Consider the following 17,708-nt stretch of genomic DNA (forward strand, 5'->3'; position numbering starts at 1 on the left):
GTCTACCGGCCGGAGAAGATCGACGCGGCGCTCGGCAACTACTTCCGGACCGGGAACCTGACGGCGTTGCGGGAGCTGGCGCTGCTCTGGCTCGCCGACAAGGTCGAGGACCAGCTCGACCGGTACCGCGCCGACCAGGGCATCGACGCGACCTGGGAGACCCGGGAGCGGGTGGTGGTGGCGCTCGCGGGCGGTCCGGAGGGGGAGACCCTGATCCGGCGGGCGGCGCGGATCGCGGCCCGGAGCAGGGGGGCCGACCTGCTCGCCGTACACGTGACACGCAACGACGGACTGGCCGGCGCCGATCCCGCGGTGCTGGCCCGGCAGCGGGTCCTGGTCGAGAGCCTGGACGGGTCGTACCACCAGGTCTCCGGCACCGACGTCTCGCGCGCGCTGCTGGAGTTCGCCCGGGGCGTCAACGCCACCCAGATCGTGCTCGGCGTCTCCAGCCGGAGCCGGTTCGCCCAGCTGCTCAGCGCCGGGGTCGGGGTGACCACCACCTCGCTCTCCGGCTCCATCGACGTCCACCTGGTCACCCACGAGCGGGCCGGGCGCGGCACCCGCCGTGCCCCGATGCCGGCCGCGCTCTCCCGGGGCCGCCGGATCGCCGGGTTCGGCACCGTGCTGACCGGACTGCCACTGCTCACCGCGGTGCTCTCGATCGTGCCGGACCCGCCGCTGGTCAACGACATCCTGCTGTTCCTGGCCGCGGTGGTGGCCGTGGCGCTGATCGGCGGGCTCTGGCCGGCGCTGCTCGCCGCGGTCGCCGGCTCGCTGCTGCTGAACTGGTTCTTCACCCCGCCGTACGGCCGTTTCATCATCGCCTCCCCGGACAACCTGCTCGCCCTGGGCATCTTCGTGGTCGTGGCGCTCGCGGTGAGCTGGGTGGTGGACACCGCCGCGCGCAAGACCCGGCAGGCGGCGCAGGCGTCGGCCGAGGCGCAGACCCTGGCCGCGGTCGCCGGTGGCGTGCTGCGCGGCCAGCGGCCGTTGACCGCCCTCCTGGAACGTCTCCTGGAGACCTTCGCGCTGGAGTCGGTGGCGCTGTTGGAGGGGGACACCCCGGTCGCCGTGGTGGGCGAGTACCGGGCGGGCGCCGGGGCGGACGTCGTCGTGACCGTCGACGAGCGGCTGAACCTGCGGCTCAAGGGGCACACGCTGGAGGCCTCGGACCGGCGGGTGGTGGAGGCGTTCGCGGCCCAGGCGGCGGTCGCGCTGCGCCAGGAGCGGCTGGCCGCCGAGGCGGCCACCGCGAAACCCCTGGCCGAGGCGAACCGGTTGCGCACCGCGCTTCTCGCGGCCGTCTCCCACGACTTGCGTACGCCGCTGGCCTCGGCCAAGGCGTCCGTGGCGAGTCTGCGCAGCACCGAGGTGCAGTTCGACGACGAGGACCGGGAGGAGTTGCTGGCCACCGCCGACGAGTCGCTGGACCGCCTGGACCGGCTGGTCGCGAACCTGCTCGACATGAGCCGCCTGCAGGCCGGCGCGCTCGGCGTCACCCGGATCCCGGTCGGCGCCGAGGAGGTCGTCCCGCGCGCGCTGGACGACCTGGGGCCTGCGGGGCTCGCCGTCCGGGTCCGGGTCCCCGAGGACCTACCGCTGCTGGAGACCGACCCCGGCCTGCTGGAGCGGGTCCTGGTCAACCTGATCGCCAACGCACTGCGGTACAGCCCCGCGGACCAGCCACCGATGGTCACCGGCAGCACCCACGGGGACGCGGTGGAGCTCCGGGTGATCGACCACGGCCCGGGCATCCCGGCGGACCGGTGGGACGATGTCTTCCTGCCGTTCCAGCGGCTCGGCGACCGGGACAACCACAACGGGGTGGGACTCGGCCTGGCGCTGTCCCGCGGCCTGACCGAGGCGATGGGCGGCACCCTCACCCCCGAAGAGACCCCTGGAGGCGGCCTCACCATGATCCTCTCGCTGCCGGTCTCCGGTCCGCTGGACACGGCGTGACCCGCATCCTGGTCGTCGACGACGAACCGCAGATCGTCCGGGCGCTGCGGATCAACCTGAAGGCGCGCGGCTACGAGGTGGACACCGCGCGGGACGGTGCCTCGGCCCTGCACGTCGCCGCTCACCACCATCCCGACCTGGTCGTCCTCGACCTCGGGCTGCCCGACATGGAGGGCGCCGAGGTGATCAGCGGGCTGCGCGGCTGGACCACGGTGCCGATCATCGTGCTCTCCGGGCGGGCCGGCAGCGCGGACAAGGTGGCCGCCCTGGACGCCGGCGCCGACGACTACGTGACCAAGCCGTTCGGGGTGGACGAGCTGCTGGCCCGGATCCGCGCGGTGACCCGCCGGGTGGCGCACCCGGCGGACGCCGCCGCCCCGCTGGTCAGCCTCGGCGCCTTCGAGATCAACCTGGCCGAGCACGCGATCACCCCGGACGTGCGGCTCACCCCGACCGAGTGGCAGCTTCTGGAGCACCTGATCCGGCACCCCGGCAAGCTGGTCACCCAGCGGGAGCTGCTGCACGAGGTCTGGGGACCGCAGTACCAGACCGAGACGAACTACCTGCGGCAGTACATGGCCCGGCTGCGCCGCAAGCTGGAGGACGATCCGGCCCGTCCCCGGCATCTCCTGACCGAACCCGGGATGGGATACCGGTTTCGGCCTTAAATTCCCTGGTAGAAGGCCGAAAGTACTGGTGATCGGTCCGTGCCGGGTGAATGGAGAACGATCGTGGGACTGTTCGGTTCACGCGTGGCACGTGTCGAGGCCGTCCGCCCCATCCCGCGCGACGTCGAGGCGCTGGAGGAGCTGGTGAACGCGCTCGACACGGCGATCGACGAGACCACCGCGTGGCGGATCACGGTGGCCAGCACCGTCGAGTCGCACGGTTTCGGCTACGGCGCGATCTGGGTGCCGGAGGGGAACCAGCTTCGGCTGATCCACGAGACCGGCCGGATCTCCCCGCAGGTGCAGAGCGTGATCGGGGGCCAGAAGACGCTGCCGATCGACTCAGGGCTGCTCGGGCGCGCGTACCGCGGGAAAGTGCTGGTGGGCGCGGAGAACGTACAGGAATGCTCGGATTGTCGTCGTTGTCAGGCGGCCATGCAGGCGGGCATGGTGGCCGGGATGACGCTGCCGGTGCTCAAGGGCACCGAGGTGGTCGGGGTGCTGGAGTACTACTCGCCGAACCCACTGCACCTGGACGCGGCGCGCAAGGAGAAGTTCGTCGCCATCGCCCGGATCGCCGAACGGGCCCGGACCAGCGCGGTCAACTCGGCCGAGCTGCGCCAGGTCGCCGACGACCGGATGGCGGTGACCACCGTCGTCACCAAGCTGGGCTCGGCGAACGACAGCCAGAGCGCGCTGCGCAGCGCGCTGGACAGCGTGCGGACCGCGTTCGGCTGGGCGTACGGGTCGTACTGGCAGATCGACCCGGACGTCAACGTGCTGAAGTTCGAGGTCGAGTCCGGCTCGGCGGGCGAGGAGTTCCGCCGGGTCACGCTCGCCGCCACGTTCGCCGAGGGCGTCGGGCTCTCCGGGCGGGCCTGGCGGGCCAAGGACCTGGTCTTCGTCCGGGACCTCGCCGAGCTGACCGACTGTGTGCGCGCACCCGCCGCCGGCCGGGCCGGTGTCCGTTCCGGGGTCTGCTTCCCGATCATGAGCGGCGACCGGATCGTCGGCACGATGGACTTCTTCACCACCGAGTACATCGACCTCTCCGAGTCCCGGGCGGCAGCCCTGCGCAACGTGCAGCAGCTGGTCTCGCAACGGCTCGACGTGCTGCGCGCCTCCGAGCGGGCCGCCGAGAACGCCCGCAACCTGCTCGACACGGTCGACCGGCTGCGCAGCGCCAGCGGCGACGCCACCGAGGTGGCCGAGCAGGCGGTGGCCCGCGCCTCGGCGATGACCGCCGAGGTGGCCGCGCTGGGCCAGGCGTCCACCGCGATCGGCGACGTCATCAAGATCATCGAGTCGATCGCCGAGCAGACCAACCTGCTCGCGCTGAACGCCACCATCGAGGCGGCCCGGGCCGGCGAGTCCGGCAAGGGCTTCGCGGTGGTCGCCGGCGAGGTCAAGGAGCTGGCCCGGGAGACCGCCGAGGCGACCCAGAAGGTGGCCCAGCAGATCGCCGGGATCCAGGCCAGCGCCGAGACGGTGGCGACCGGCATCCACACCACCAGCGAGACGATCGGCAAGATGGACGCGGTCCAGGTCCGGATGAACGACGTGCTCGCCGAACAGGCCGAGATGGCGCGTGCCCTACAGGGCTGAACCTTCTTTCATGGGGCTGCGTGACCGTCCCGTCTCCCGCACCATGGGTCGATGAGCAGAGTTCGATTGCTGGTGGGCACACGCAAGGGCGCGTTCGTCCTGAGCTCGGACGGCACGCGCAAGGATTGGACGATCGACGGGCCGCACTTCGCGGGCTGGGAGATCTACCACGTCAACGGCTCCCCGGCCGACCCCGACCGGCTCTGGGCATCGCAGTCCTCGGGCTGGTTCGGGCAGGTGATCCAGCGTTCCGAGGACGGCGGGCGCACCTGGAACCCGGTCGGCAACGACTTCACCTACCAGGGACCGGTCGGGGACCACCTCTGGTACGACGGCACCCCGCGCCCCTGGGAGTTCAAGCGGATCTGGCACCTCGAGCCGTCCCACGACGACCCGGACGTGGTCTGGGCCGGGGCCGAGGACGCGGCGCTCTACAAATCCACCGACGGCGGGGTGAAATGGGAGGAGCTCACGTCGCTGCGACAGCACCGCACCGGTCCGCAGTGGGCGCCGGGCGCGGGCGGGATGTGCCTGCACACCATCCTGCTCGACCCGTCGAACGCCGACCGGATGTACGTCGCGATCTCGGCGGCCGGCGTCTTCCGGACCGACGACGGCGGGTCCACCTGGGAACCAGTCAACGCGGGGCTGCGCTCGCAGGGCATCCCGGACGAGGACGCCGAGGTGGGCCACTGCGTGCACCGGCTCGCCATGCACCCGTCCCGGCCGGGCACGCTCTTCATGCAGAAGCACTGGGATGTGATGCGTACCGACGACGCGGGCGGCCGGTGGCGGGAGATCAGCGGTGACCTGCCGACCGACTTCGGCTTCCCGATCGCGGTGCACGCCCACGAACCCGAGACGGTGTACGTCGTCCCGATCACCAGCGACTCGCACCACTACGTGATGGACGGTAGGTTGCGCGTCTACCGCAGCCGGGTCGGCGGCGAACAATGGCAGCCGCTGACCGCGGGGCTGCCGCAGTCGCACTGCTACGTCAACGTGCTGCGGGACGCGATGGCGGTCGACACCCTCGACGAGTGCGGCATCTACTTCGGCACCAGCGGCGGCCAGGTGTACGCGTCCGCCGACGCCGGGGAGAACTGGACCGCGATCGTCCGGGACCTGCCGCCGGTGCTCTCGGTGGAAGCCCAGGTCCTGCCGTGATCCGGGTCGTCCTCCCGGTCCACCTGCGCACGCTCGCGGGCGCCGGTAAGGAGGTGCGGGTCAGTGTGGACGGGCCGGTCACCCAGCGCGGCGTGCTGGACGCGGTCGAGCGCGACTTCCCGATGCTGCGCGGGACCATCCGGGACCGGGAGACCGGGAGACGGCGGCCGCTGGTGCGCTTCTTCGCCTGCGAGGAAGACCTCTCCAACGAGCCGCCGGACGCGCCGCTGCCCTCCCGGGTCGCGAGCGGGGAGGAGCCGTACCTGGTGGTCGGGGCGATGGCCGGCGGTTGAGGAGAAAGGCAGCGGTGGCCGGGCTCTCCCGCGCCGGCCACCGCTTGCTTCCTTCCCGTACGGACGTGTCAGCCGTTGCGGACCCGCTCGGTGCGGGGCGCGGGGTGCTCCGGGCCGGGGCCGGCGGGCGGCTGGACGATGGTCAGGTTGACGGTCAGACCACTCGGGGCCGGGCACGGGCAGGCCGCGCCGGGCGGAGGCGGCGGCACGTCTCCCGCGGGCGGCGGCACGTCATCGGCCGGAGGCGGCGGCACGTCTCCCGCGGGCGGCGGCACGTCATCGGCCGGCGGGGGCGGCACGTCGTCGGCCGGCGGGGGCGGCACGTCGTCGGCTGGCGGGGGCGGCGGCGGGAGGTCGGGCTCGCCGGAGGCGCTGGTCGGTGCGTTCGTGTCGTCGGTGGGCTCGTCGGCCGGCGGGGCGGGCTTGTCGGCGGCGGGCCGGGTGTGGTCCTTCACCGGCGGGGCGGGCGGCTCCTCGGCGGGCGGTTCCGGGGCCTCGTCGTCGCTGGACCCGGAGATGTCGCCGTAACCCGTCACGTCGCTGGGCTCGCTGGGGACGCCCGGCTCGCTCGCGTCGGCGGGCTCGCTCGCGTCGGCGGGTTCACCCGGGCCGGGCTCGTCGGCGGGTTCACCCGGGCCGGGCTCGTCACACGGGCAGTCGCGGTCGCCGGGTGGGTGATGCGGTCGCGGGGCGGGATCCGGGCGACCCTTGCTTCCGGCGATGCTGTCGTCGCTGGGCTCGTCGCCGGCGTCCGGGGCCGCGTGGCCTGTCGGGGCCGCGTCGCCTGACGGAGAGCCGTGGCCGAAGGGGAAACCGTGGCCGAAGGGGAAGCCGTCGCCGAACGGGGAGCCATGACCGAACGGGAAGCCGTCGCCGAACGGGGAGCCGTGATCGGAGGGGCCGTCGCTGAACGGGAAGCCGGCCGGGAAACCCGAGCCGGGGGTGAGGTCGATGCTCTTCCAGCCGTCCCAGTCGCACCAGGCGTTCCGGTCCGCCCAGGAGGGGAAGCCGAGCCAGGCGGGCCAGCCGGGTATACCGGGATTCCCGTCCGTGGGGCCGGCGCCGCCCGGCAGGTGGGGCACCCGGTCGTCCAGGTCGACGACCAGCACGTACTGGCGGCCCGCCCCGTGCGGGCGCGCGTCGCAGTCGTGGTGGTCCCAGATCCCCAGCCGGGTGCCCACTGAGCTGACCGATTCGCAGGACGCGTGGTCGGCGTACCAGCCGAACAGGTCGTCCGAGTGTTGATTCGCGGGTGTGGCGTGGGCTGCTCCGGCTCCGAAGGTCGCGCCGGCCAGCAGACCCAGGCCCGCCACGGTCAGCCTGCGTGTCGCCTTGCTCATGTCTGTCCTTTCCGTGGGGTGGGTTCCTGATACCCGAACAGCCCATCACGGACAAGCCAGGTATTACCCTGATCTGCCCAAATATCCGGAAAAATCGTTTAATTCGGGCGTTCGGTGCGATGTAGAGGTGCCCGGGTCAGTCGGTCGTCCGTTCCGCCTTGCCCATGTCTGTCCTCTCGGATCTGGCGGTTGCCATGACCGGGACAGCCCATCACGGACCCCGCTGATCATTCATACGATCAGCTGAAATAACGGCATTTAGACGCTCCTGGGGAACCTGGTGCGGTATGGACGACCGGCGTGTGACCAGCGCGAACCCGGCCCCTACGATCAGTGGCATGGCGAGGCGGACAGGTGCGGCGACCCGCGACGAGATCCGCTCGGCGGCGGCCCGGCTGTTCCGGGAGCGCGGTTTCGCCCGTACGTCGGTCCGCGACATCGCCGCCCTCGCGCAGAGCAACCCGGCCCTGGTTATCCGCCACTTCGGCACCAAGGAGCTGCTCTTCCTGGAGACGATGCAGCTGAGTCTCGACGACGAACCCCTGCTGGACGTCCCGCTCGAGCGGTTCGGCGAGTGCTTCGTGGAGCGGCTGCTCGCCGACGACGACATGCGCGGCGTCTACCTGGCCCTGGTCCGCGGCAGCAACGAGGACCGGATCAAGTCCCGGCTCCAGGCCATCCACGAGCGCACCTTCGTCGCCCCGCTCCGCAACCGCCTGACCGGCCCCGACGCCGACCTGCGTGCCCGCCTCGCCGCCGCGGTCGTCGGCGGCCTGCTGTACGCCCTCTGGGTGGTCGCCGACGAGACCCTGGTCGCGACCGACCCCCGCACCGTGATCACCCGCTACGGCGCCCTCCTCCAGCAGCTGATCACCCCCTGACCACTCCCGGCCGCAGCGCACGCCCCGGTCTCGGCTGGTCCTCAGGGGTCCCTCAGGGGTGTTGACGGACCCCTGAGGACCAGCCAAGACCGGGAGGCGCGTTACGGCCGTGCCCGGTTACGGCCTCGCGGCGGGTGGGGCCCGCGTCGTCCGTGCCCGCGCCGGGCCGTGGCGCGGGTCGCGGTTCTGGCTGGTCCTCAGGGGTGTGTCCGGGTGTCCGGCACAGCCGTGAGGACCAGCCGGGCGGCTACTGGATGGACCAGCCGCCGTCGGAGGGGAGCGTGACGCCGTTGAGGTTCACGGCGTCGTCGGAGAGCAGGAACGTGATGGAGGCGGCGAGGTGCTCGGCGGTGGCGACCGGGGGGATCAGGCGGAGGAAGGCGCCGGTGCGGGCGAGGCCGTAGTCGGACTGGTTCTGCGGGACCATGCCGGTCGCCACGCCGCCCGGGGCGACGGCGTTGACGCGCAGGCCCTCGGGGCCGTACATGAAAGCGGTGTTGCGGGTGATGCCGAGGACGGCGTGCTTGGAGGCGGTGTAGGCGACACCGGCCGCGTTGCCCCGGAGAGCGGCCTCGGAGGCGACGTTGACGATGGATCCGCGCTTGGCGGCGAGCATCGCGGGGACGACCGCGCGGGTCAGCTTGAAGACGCCGTCGACGTTGACCGCGAAGACGCGTTCCCAGACCTTGTCGGAGGTCTCGTGGATCGGGGTGAAGTCGTCGAGGACGCCGGCGATGTTGGCGAGGCCGTCGATGCGCGGGCCGGCGGCGGCGACGACGCGCTCGATGTCGGCGGGGTTCGTGATGTCGGCGGGTACCGCGACGATCGCCTCGCCCAGCTCGGCGGCGAGCTCGGTGAGCTTCTCCGCGGTGATGTCGACGGCGATCACCCGGCCGCCCTCGCGGGCCACCCGGGAGGCGGTGGCGCGGCCGATGCCGGAGGCGGCGCCGGTGACGATCACGGTACGGCCGTCGAAGCGCCCCGGGGTGATCTTCTCGCGCCAGGAGCCGTCGTCGGCGTCCTCGTCCGGGGCGACGCCGTCGTTGACCCGCAGGACCAGCTCGTCGATGACCGACTGCGGCATCCGGCCCTGGCTCATCGCGGCGAGCTGCTGGAGCGGGAGGCCGCGGACCGGTGCGAGCACGGACTCGTCGAAGCCGCCGTGGGCGAGCAGTTCGCGCAGGGCGGGGCCGCCCTCCGGGTGTGCCAGCCAGTCGCCGACCGAGCTGTTCGAGGTCAACACCGTCATCGAGGCTCCAAGTGAACTAAGTTTACCGGTGGAAGTGAACTTAGTTTACTTCGTGTGCGGCGGTGGGCGGAACGATGCGCCGGCTCCGGCCGTACGGGAGAAGTGATTTTCGGATCTCGGCCCGAAGGGCGGCTGAAGGCCGCGAGACTGATCTCATGTCCGCCGCTGACGCCCCCGCTGTGGTGAGCCGGCGCCAGACCAACGTCGTCTTCGTCGCGATCCTGCTCGGGATGCTGCTGGCCGCGCTGGACCAGACCATCGTCTCGACCGCGCTGCCGACGATCGTGTCCGATCTCGGTGGCGCCGGGCACATGTCCTGGGTGGTCACCGCCTACCTGCTGGCCGAGACGATCGCCACCGTGCTGGCCGGCAAGTTCGGCGACCTCTTCGGGCGTAAGGCGATCTTCCAGGTGAGCGCGGTGATCTTCGTGGCCGGCTCGGCGGTCTGCGGCGCCGCGCAGGACATGATCATGCTGATCGGGGCGCGGGCGGTCCAGGGGATCGGCGGCGGCGGGCTGATGGTGACCGCGATGGCCCTGATCGCGGACGTCATCCCGCTGCGTGACCGGGGGAAGTATCAGGGCGCGCTCGGTGCGGTCTTCGGCGTGACCACGGTCGTCGGGCCGACCCTGGGTGGCCTCTTCACCGACCACCTGAGCTGGCACTGGGCGTTCTACATCAACCTGCCGGTGGCGGCCGTGGTGCTGGTCATCGCGGCGCGGGCCATCCCGTCGCTCCGGTCGGAGAGCCGGCCGGTGATCGACTACGCCGGCATCGCGCTGGTGGCGCTCGGCTCGTCCGGGATGATCCTGGCGCTCTCCTGGGGCGGCAACGAGTACGCCTGGGGCTCGGCGGTGATCGTCGGCCTCTTCGTCGGCTCGGCGCTGCTGCTGACCGGGTTCGTCCTGGTCGAACTGCGGGTGCCGGAGCCGATGCTGCCGATGCGGCTCTTCCGGAACTCGGTCTTCGTGGTCTGCTCCACGCTCAGCTTCATCGTCGGCTTCGCGATGCTCGGCGCGATGACCTACCTGCCGACCTATCTGCAGTACGTGGACGGGGTCTCGGCGACGGCGTCGGGGGTGCGGACGCTGCCGATGGTCGCGGGCCTCTTCTGTACGTCGATCGTCAGCGGCAACATCGTCAGCCGGACCGGCCGGTACAAGGTCTTCCCGATCGCCGGGACCGCGGTGATGGCCCTCGGGCTGTGGCTGATGTCGACGCTCTCCCCGGACACCAGCGCGTGGCTGATGTCGCTCTACATGTTCGTGCTGGGGATGGGGATCGGCCTGTCCATGCAGGTGCTGACGATCGTCGTGCAGAACACGGTGCCCTACGCGGACCTGGGGACGGCGACCTCCGGCGTGACGTTCTTCCGGACCCTGGGGAGCTCTTTCGGTACGGCCATCTTCGGGACGCTGTACAGCAACAAGCTGTCGTCCTATTCTGCTGTTTCGTCCTCTTCCGCGGCTTCCAGCCCCTCCGCGCTGCACGCCCTTCCGGCGTCGCAGGCAGATCCGATCATTCAGGCGTACGCGGATACCATCTCGTACGTCTTCCGCTGGGTCGTACCGGTGGCGGTCCTCGGGTTCGTGGTCGCCTGGTTCCTGAAGGAGATGCCGCTGCGCGGGGCGGCCCGGGCGCAGGCCGGCGAGGTGGGCGAGGGGTTCGCGCCGCCGGCCTCGGCCGACCGGGTGGTCCAGCTGGAGCGGGCGATCAGCGACACGATGCGCAAGGCGGGCCACGACCGGACCGTCTTCGAGGAGATCCTCGCCGACTCGGGCGGTCGGCTCAGCCATTCCCAGGCGTGGGCGCTCGGGCAGACCCACCTGCACACCCGGGCGCTCGGCCGGGCCGACCTGGGCCGGATAGCCCGTACCCACCGGGTGCCGCCGGAGGTGCTCCGGCCGGCCTTCGAGGACCTGTTCGCCGCCGGGTTCGCGCGGCAGGACGGCGACGTCGTCGCGCTCACCGACACCGGGCAGGAGCAGTTCGAGCGGGTCAGGCACGCGTGGCAGCAGTGGCTCGGCGCCCGCCTGGAGGACTTCACGATGACCGATCCGGGCGACCGCGCGCTGCTCGATCAGGCCCTGGCGAACATCGCCACCCGGCTGGTCGACGAGGAGCAGCCGATGCCCGCCGGACCCGGGCGTTCCTGATCCGGGCGCCGGGTCGGCTAGGGTTCCGCCGTGGGATTGCTGGACCGGTTCGTCTCGCCCCGGCGCCGTTTCGCGGCGCTGGCCCTCCGCGTGGCCCGCAGCACCCCCGGTGTGGAGCGTGCGGTCCACCGGCCGGAGGACTTCGCGATCTCCATCTACCGCACCGGGACGGCCGGGCCGGCCCACCTGTACCTGGCCAACATCTTCCGGGAGACCGCGGACGCCACCCCGGCGGAGCGCCGTGACCGGCTGGCCAAGCTGGTCCGGATCATGGCGGCGCCGCCACAGCGCGAGGATTGGGACACCGTACGCCCGAAGTTGCGGCCCGTCCTGCGCCCGGTCACCTTCGGGTCGGCCGGGCCGCCGGGGATGCGGCCGCCGATCTCGCGGGGCGCGTTGCCGTACCTGAAAGAGCTGGTCGTGGTGGATCAGCCGGACGCGATGGCGTACGTGGTACCGGACCGGGTGGACGAGTGGGGCGTCTCGGCGGACGAGGTGTTCGCCACCGCCCGCGGCAACCTGGCCGAGATCGCCCGCCGGTCGCTGGACCGGTCGTGGCCCGAGGGGCAGCCGCTGATCAGCATGCTGGACGACGGCGACGGGTACTTCACCTCGCTGCTGCTGGTGCCGGGGTGGCTCGCCGAGGTGGGCGATCGGCTGGGCGGGCCGGTGCTCGCGTTCGCGCCGGACAACAACACGCTGCTGCTGTGCCCGATGCCGCGCACCGACGCGGAGCCGTTCTACAACCTGGTGGACCAGCACTTCAAGGAGGCGCCGCGCAGTCTCTCGCCGGTCGGGTACATCGCCGGGGAGGACGGGCGGACCACCGCGTACGCCCCGCCGGTGGGTCATCCGCACCATGTGCCGGCTCGGCGGGCGGCGACGCTGCTGGCATTGACCGAGTACCACGGGCAGACCAACTGGCTCTCCGAACAGTACGCCCAGGCCGGGGTGGAGGTGCACGTCGGCGGGCTGCTCGCCGCGGAGCCGCCGGGCGGGCCGCCGGAGACCATCGCGGTCTGGACGGCCGGGGTGAGCACGCTGCTGCCCCGGGCGGACTCGGTGGCGTTCGTCGACCCGGAGGAGGGGCCGCAGTTCCGCGCCTCGTGGGACGCGGTGGCGGTCCTGGCCGGGCTGGAGCCGGAGCCGCTGCTCTCGCCGTCGCGCTACCGGGTGGACGACTGGCCGTCCCCCGAGGTCGTGGCCGAACTGCGCGAGCAGAACTCTTAGATCTCTTTTTTGCGTGCCCTCCCTATGGACCTTCTCCCAGGGGGAAGGGGGAGACTGGCGGGTGAGCCTTTTGGGGAGGGTCTGATGTCTTTCGAGGATGCCGATCTGCGGGTCGGCCCGCCCGCCGATCATGCCGCGGGCCTCAAGGCGGTGCGGCTCAGCCTGGCCAACGCGGTGCAGAAGATGGGCGTACGCAAGACGGTGCGCAATCTGCGGACGCTGAACCAGCACGACGGGTTCGACTGCATGAGCTGCGCCTGGCCCGACCCGCAGGGGCACCGGCACGCCGCCGAGTTCTGTGAGAACGGGGCGAAGGCGGTCTCCTGGGAGGGCACCCGCGCGACCGTGGGGCCCGCGTTCTTCGCCGCGCACCCGATCGCCGAGCTGGCCGGGCAGACCGACCACTGGCTGGAGAAGCAGGGGCGGCTGACCCACCCGATGGTGCGGCGCGACGGCGGCACGCACTACGAGCCGATCTCCTGGGCGGACGCGTTCGCGCTGATCGGGTCGCACATGGGCGCGCTGGACAGCCCGGACGAGGCGGTCTTCTACACCTCGGGGCGGGCCAGCAACGAGGCGGCGTACGTCTACCAGCTCTTCGCGCGGGCGTTCGGCACCAACAACCTGCCGGACTGCTCGAACATGTGCCACGAGTCCACCGGCACCGCGCTGAACCGGACGATCGGGGTCGGCAAGGGCTCGGTCACCCTGGAGGACCTGCACCAGGCCGACCTGATCGTCGTCTCGGGGCAGAACCCGGGCACCAACCACCCGCGGATGCTCACCGCGCTGGAGATCGCCAAGCGGGACGGCGCCCGGATCCTGGCGATCAACCCGCTGCCCGAGGCCGGTCTGCTGCGCTTCGACAACCCGCAGAAGCCGCGCGGGCTGGTCGGCAACGGCACGGCGCTCGCCGACAGGCTGCTGCGGATCCGGTCCAACGGGGACCTCGCGCTCTGGCAGGCGATCGCCCAGCTGCTGCTGGAGCGGGGCGTGGCCGACGAGGAGTTCATCGACTCGTCCACGGTCGGGTTCGACGAGTGGCGCGAGCACATCGCCAAGGTGGACCGGGACGAGGTGCTCGCGGCGACCGGGCTGACCTGGGCGGAGATCGAGGAGGCGGCGGACATGCTGGCCACCTCGAAGCGGATCGTGCACTGCTGGGCGATGGGTATCACCCAGCACCACAACGCGGTCGCGACGATCAAGGAGTTCGTCAACGTCGCGCTGCTCCAGGGCATGATCGGCAAGCCCGGTGCGGGGCTCTGCCCGGTGCGCGGGCACTCCAACGTGCAGGGCGACCGGAGCATGGGCATCTGGGAGAAGCCGCCCGCGATCCTCCTCGACCGGTTGCGCGCGGAGTTCGGGTTCGACCCGCCCCGGCATCACGGGGTGGACGCGGCGGACGCGGTGCGGGTCTTCCGGGACGGCCGGGCGGAGGTCTTCATCGCGCTCGGCGGGAACTTCGTGGCGGCGATGTCGGACACCGAGGTGACGGCGGCGGCGATGCGGAACGCCGCGCTCACGGTGCAGATCTCGACGAAGCTCAACCGGAGTCACATCGAGGCGGGTCGCACGGCGCTGATCCTGCCGACGCTGGGGCGTACGGAGCAGGACACCACCGGCGGGCGGGTGCAGCGGATCACGGTGGAGGACTCGATGTCGGCCGTGCACGCGTCGCGGGGCCGCTCGGAGCCGGCGGGGGAGCTGCTGCGTTCCGAGGTGGACATCATCTGCGGCATCGCGCAGGCCGTGCTCGGCGACCGGCACGACATCCCGTGGCCGTCCTTCGCGAGCGACTACGAGAACATCCGGGAGAGCATCGGCCGCGTCGTCCCGGGCTGCGACGACTACGCCGCGAAGATCAACAGCGGTGGCTTCACCATGCCGCATCCGCCGCGGGACTCGCGGAGCTTCCCGACGCCCGAGGGTCGCGCCGTCTTCACGGTCAGCCCGCTCCAGGTGATGACGGTGCCGCCGGGCCGGCTGGTCCTGCAGACGCTGCGCAGCCACGACCAGTTCAACACCACGGTGTACGGGCTCGACGACCGGTATCGGGGCATCTACGCGGGCCGCCGCGTCGTCTTCATCAACGCCGACGACCTGACCGAGCTCGGTTTCCGCGACGGCGAGGTGGTCAACCTGATCTCCGAGTGGGAGGACGGTGTGGAGCGCCGGGCCGACCGATTCCGCCTGGTCGCCTACGACACCCCGAAGGGCTGCGTCGCGGCGTACTACCCGGAGACGAACCCGCTGGTCCCCCTCGACTCCCAGGCCGCGGAGAGCGGCACACCGACCTCGAAGTGGGTGATCATCCGCCTGGAGCGCCCCGCTCCTTGACCTCACCGAATCCGTCCACCATCGGCCCCGCCCGTCCGCTGCCCGGCTGTCCGTTGGCCGTTGGCCGCTGCCCGGCTGCCCGGCTGCCCGGCTGTCCGTTGGCCGTTGGCCGTTGGCCGGCTGCCCGTTTGCCGTTGGCCGTTGGCTGCCCACCGGGCTGCCCGGGCGGGCGGGATTTCTCGCGAGGGACCCGCGAGGCGAACGCGGGTGGGCCTGGGAACGGTGATGGGCGAGCCCTCTGTCGGGGAGGGGTCGCCCATCGGAGTAGCGGTGGGTCAGGAGCGCCGAGTGGGTGCCGTATCGGTGGTCATGGCTGGCCAGGGGCGCCGGGAGCCGCAGGTGCCGGTGCGGCGGGGGCCGGGCCCGCGGGAGCGGGCTTCCCAGCGGCCGGAGCTGCGGGAGCGGGTGCGGCCGGGGCTGCGGCGGCTGGGGCCGCGGCGATGGGTGCGGCCGGAGCAGCTGGTACCGCGGCGATGGGTGCGGCCGCGGGCGGCGCTGCAGGTGCCGGGTTTGCCGGAGCAGCTGGGTTGGCGGGGGCTGGGTTGGCCGGGCGGGCCGGGGCGTCGGCGGTCGTCTGTCCGGTGGGGACAGCGGGCTTGGCGGGGGCGGGCTTGCCAGGGGCAGGCGTGCCGGTGGTGGGCTGGCCCGTGATGGTGGCGGGCTTGCCGGCTGGGGCTGGGGCCGTGGGTGTGGTGGCCTGAGCAGGCTTCTTGGGCGGGGTGGTGCCGGTGGCCGGTGGAGTAGTGCCCGAGGCCGGTGGAGTAGTGCCCGGGGCCGGTGGGGGGATGACACTGGGGGCGGCCTTGGTGATGGTGGTTGGGGGGAGCGGAGTCAGGGGGACGGGCTTGCTGGGGGGCAGGGGGACCAGGAGGGCCTCGGAGAAGTCGCCGCTGATGCGGATGGCGGCCTGGCCCGGGTCGGAGCAGCGGGGCTTGGGGCTGCGGGAGAAGATGCGGGCGGAGATGGCGGTGGGGTAGGCGAGGTCGGGCTTCTTCGGGTCGACGAAGATGTAGTCGTCGAAGGTCATCTGGTACTCGTTGCGGGCGCCGCGGGCCTTCAGCCAATCGACGCGGACGTGGTTGTTGTCGATGTAGAAGCCGTCGGGGGCGGTGACCTTCTGCCAGTCGGACCAGCGTTCGTCCTGGGTGCCGGAGCAGGTGGTCTTGGCGGTCTTCACGCCGACGTTGATGTCGTAGCCGGGCGGTGCGGGCTTGGGGGAGCCGTCGCCGGGTAGTGCGATGGCGCCCGCTGTGGCGGCGTCACCCGGCAGCGCGGTGGCGCCGGACAGCGCGGCGTGCGGGGGACTGGCGGCGGGACCGGCGGGACCGGCGGTGGCGGGGGTGGCGGTGAACAGGGTCGCGCCGGCCAGTGCGGTGAACAGGGCCGCGGGCCTCCCGAATGCCTTACTCATGAACAGTGCCCTCCCGAGCGGCCCGCCCGGGGAGCGGTCGTCGCCGGGTAATGGGAACGGGCGGACCGGACCGGGCGGGAAAAGCCTGACAAAAAGGATCTTTCTCCACTTACCGTAACCGGGTGGGGGCGTTTGGGCTGGAGAAACGCGGGGAAGGACCGGGCGATGGCTCGTACGGTCAGAAAAGGGTGGAAACCGCCTCGACCCCGCCGCCGAGGCCGGCGGCAGCGACGGCCGCGATGACCGTGCCGGCGCGCAGGGCGTGGACGGCGCCGCGGCCCCGGGAGGCGTCGATGAGGTTGCGGACGACGGCGCGGGGGAGCGTGCGCCTCAGGTAATCGGTTTCGGTCGACAGCGCCTCGTCAGCGGCGGAACGGGCGGCGGCGCCGGAGAGGGAGGAAGGGCGGGGAGAGGCAGGCGAGGGGGAGGCGGGGGAGGGGGAGACGGGGGAGGACGGGGCGGCGGAGGGGAGGGACGAGGGGGCGCGCGTGGGTGGGGAGGTGGCGAGCAGGGTGGCCATCTGGACCTTGCCGCGGCCCTCGTGGTAGCAGCGGCGCATCAGGAAGGTGAAGGTGGAGCGGGAGGCCGGGACCTCGTGGTCGATCACGGCGCCGGGGACGTACATCCAGGAGCCGCCGGTCTCGGCGCTCATCCGCAGGCAGAGTTCGGTGTCCTCGGGGCGGTTGCGGTCGCCGAGCTTGCCGAAACCGGTGCGGAAGCCGCCGACCAGGTCGAACGCGTCGCGGCGGACGGCCATGCCGGCGGACCAGACGTTGCGGATGCGGGCGGTCTCGGTCGGCATGCCGGCGTACGAGACGCCGACCGCCCAGAGCAGCTCGTCGGGCCACCAGCGCGGGCGCGGGCCCTCCCACGCGGGGAGGATGCCGCCGCCGGTGCCGACCACGGCCGGGTCGGCGAAGGGTTCGATCAGGCGGGCCAGCCAGGTGGGTGCGGCGACCGTGTCGTCGTCGAGGAAGGCGATCAGCGGGGTACGCGTGTGGGCCGCCCCGGTGTTGCGGGTGCCGGACACGCCCCGGTCGTACGCGTTCTCGCAGACCTTGATCTCGGGAAGCTCCCGCCTGATCCGTGTCGCGAGCGCCGGGTGGTGATCGACGGCGGCCACGATCTCGGCGGCGGGGTGGGTCTGCCGTTGCGCGGAGGCGACGGTGCGACGGAACGACTCCCATCGGCGTTCGGTGTGTGTGGGGATGACGATGCTGACGTGGGGGCGCAAAGTCGCTGCTCCGGGATTCGGGCGGCTGGAGCCGCTGTTACGCTGTGTAGCGGGAGCGGGTAGTTGTAGCCGGTGATCCTGTGGCTGACCTATCAGGCGGTCGGCCTGGAGGGAAGACTGGTATTCCTATGAATTCAGTCTGATATGTGGGAACAGTATGTAATGCGGGTCACTA

13 protein-coding genes are annotated in these 17,708 nt (G+C 71.9%); 9 read left to right on the plus strand and 4 right to left on the minus strand.

Translation table 11 applies throughout. The annotated features are described in order from the left end of the window. The 5 genes from AB0M08_RS43060 to AB0M08_RS43080 all read left to right on the plus strand — a co-directional run. Positions 1-1,959: DUF4118 domain-containing protein (locus tag AB0M08_RS43060; RefSeq protein WP_364506719.1), on the plus strand; the 1,959-nt coding region annotated here is incomplete at its 5' end. Further along, complete coding sequence (locus AB0M08_RS43065) at positions 1,956-2,627, plus strand: response regulator (RefSeq protein ID WP_364506722.1); 672 nt, start codon at positions 1,956-1,958, stop codon at positions 2,625-2,627. The genes AB0M08_RS43060 and AB0M08_RS43065, both read left to right, overlap by 4 nt. 84 nt (positions 2,628-2,711) lie before the next feature. Continuing rightward, positions 2,712-4,232: a methyl-accepting chemotaxis protein gene (locus AB0M08_RS43070; protein ID WP_364506725.1), complete on the plus strand. Its 1,521-nt coding sequence runs from the start codon at positions 2,712-2,714 to the stop codon at positions 4,230-4,232. Between the two features lie 51 nt (positions 4,233-4,283). After that, positions 4,284-5,399 (plus strand): sialidase family protein, encoded by a 1,116-nt coding sequence (locus AB0M08_RS43075; protein ID WP_364506728.1) that lies wholly within the window; start codon positions 4,284-4,286, stop codon positions 5,397-5,399. Then, complete coding sequence (locus tag AB0M08_RS43080; protein WP_364506731.1) at positions 5,396-5,692, plus strand: MoaD/ThiS family protein; 297 nt, start codon at positions 5,396-5,398, stop codon at positions 5,690-5,692. The genes AB0M08_RS43075 and AB0M08_RS43080 overlap by 4 nt, the downstream gene beginning before the upstream one ends. Before the next feature lie 68 nt (positions 5,693-5,760). Here the strand turns inward: AB0M08_RS43080 and AB0M08_RS43085 are convergent, their stop codons facing one another. Then, on the minus strand, positions 5,761-7,032 hold the full coding sequence (locus AB0M08_RS43085) for a hypothetical protein (protein ID WP_364506733.1): 1,272 nt from the start codon (positions 7,030-7,032) through the stop codon (positions 5,761-5,763). Positions 7,033-7,370: 338 nt separating this feature from the next. Between AB0M08_RS43085 and AB0M08_RS43090 the strand changes: the two genes are divergently transcribed. Beyond that, positions 7,371-7,913: a TetR family transcriptional regulator gene (locus AB0M08_RS43090; RefSeq protein ID WP_364506736.1), complete on the plus strand. Its 543-nt coding sequence runs from the start codon at positions 7,371-7,373 to the stop codon at positions 7,911-7,913. A gap of 247 nt (positions 7,914-8,160) precedes the next feature. On the opposite strand, the gene AB0M08_RS43095 is transcribed toward AB0M08_RS43090, so the two are convergent. Next, positions 8,161-9,162: an SDR family NAD(P)-dependent oxidoreductase gene (locus AB0M08_RS43095; RefSeq protein WP_364506738.1), complete on the minus strand. Its 1,002-nt coding sequence runs from the start codon at positions 9,160-9,162 to the stop codon at positions 8,161-8,163. 155 nt (positions 9,163-9,317) lie between these two features. On the opposite strand from AB0M08_RS43095, the gene AB0M08_RS43100 reads away from it, so the two are divergent. The 3 genes from AB0M08_RS43100 (at position 9,318) to AB0M08_RS43110 (ending at position 14,888) form a co-directional block, all read left to right on the plus strand. Beyond that, complete coding sequence (locus AB0M08_RS43100; RefSeq protein ID WP_364506741.1) at positions 9,318-11,318, plus strand: MDR family MFS transporter; 2,001 nt, start codon at positions 9,318-9,320, stop codon at positions 11,316-11,318. A gap of 30 nt (positions 11,319-11,348) precedes the next feature. After that, on the plus strand, positions 11,349-12,548 hold the full coding sequence (locus tag AB0M08_RS43105; protein WP_364506743.1) for a hypothetical protein: 1,200 nt from the start codon (positions 11,349-11,351) through the stop codon (positions 12,546-12,548). An 84-nt stretch (positions 12,549-12,632) separates the two neighbouring features. Then, positions 12,633-14,888 (plus strand): FdhF/YdeP family oxidoreductase, encoded by a 2,256-nt coding sequence (locus AB0M08_RS43110; protein WP_364506746.1) that lies wholly within the window; start codon positions 12,633-12,635, stop codon positions 14,886-14,888. 307 nt (positions 14,889-15,195) lie between these two features. Here AB0M08_RS43110 and AB0M08_RS43115 read toward each other — a convergent pair whose 3' ends face one another. Then, the gene (locus AB0M08_RS43115) at positions 15,196-16,299 is read right to left on the minus strand and encodes a hypothetical protein (protein WP_364506748.1); all 1,104 of its coding nucleotides are present in this window, start codon (positions 16,297-16,299) and stop codon (positions 15,196-15,198) included. A 178-nt stretch (positions 16,300-16,477) separates the two neighbouring features. Continuing rightward, the gene (locus tag AB0M08_RS43120; protein WP_364506751.1) at positions 16,478-17,533 is read right to left on the minus strand and encodes a glycosyltransferase family 2 protein; all 1,056 of its coding nucleotides are present in this window, start codon (positions 17,531-17,533) and stop codon (positions 16,478-16,480) included. Positions 17,534-17,708 lie beyond the last annotated feature (175 nt).

Source organism: Actinoplanes sp. NPDC051851, from assembly GCF_040681165.1.
Taxonomy (GTDB): domain Bacteria; phylum Actinomycetota; class Actinomycetes; order Mycobacteriales; family Micromonosporaceae; genus Actinoplanes.

Excerpts from the sequence above, each read along its gene's own strand:
- AB0M08_RS43085 (WP_364506733.1), bottom strand. The coding sequence starts at position 7,032 with ATGAGCAAGGCGACACGCAGGCTGACCGTGGCGGGCCTGGGTCTGCTG.
- AB0M08_RS43115 (WP_364506748.1), bottom strand. The coding sequence starts at position 16,299 with ATGAGTAAGGCATTCGGGAGGCCCGCGGCCCTGTTCACCGCACTGGCC.
- AB0M08_RS43100 (WP_364506741.1), top strand. The coding sequence starts at position 9,318 with ATGTCCGCCGCTGACGCCCCCGCTGTGGTGAGCCGGCGCCAGACCAAC.
- AB0M08_RS43095 (WP_364506738.1), bottom strand. The coding sequence starts at position 9,162 with ATGACGGTGTTGACCTCGAACAGCTCGGTCGGCGACTGGCTGGCACAC.
- AB0M08_RS43110 (WP_364506746.1), top strand. The coding sequence starts at position 12,633 with ATGTCTTTCGAGGATGCCGATCTGCGGGTCGGCCCGCCCGCCGATCAT.
- AB0M08_RS43075 (WP_364506728.1), top strand. The coding sequence starts at position 4,284 with ATGAGCAGAGTTCGATTGCTGGTGGGCACACGCAAGGGCGCGTTCGTC.
- AB0M08_RS43090 (WP_364506736.1), top strand. The coding sequence starts at position 7,371 with ATGGCGAGGCGGACAGGTGCGGCGACCCGCGACGAGATCCGCTCGGCG.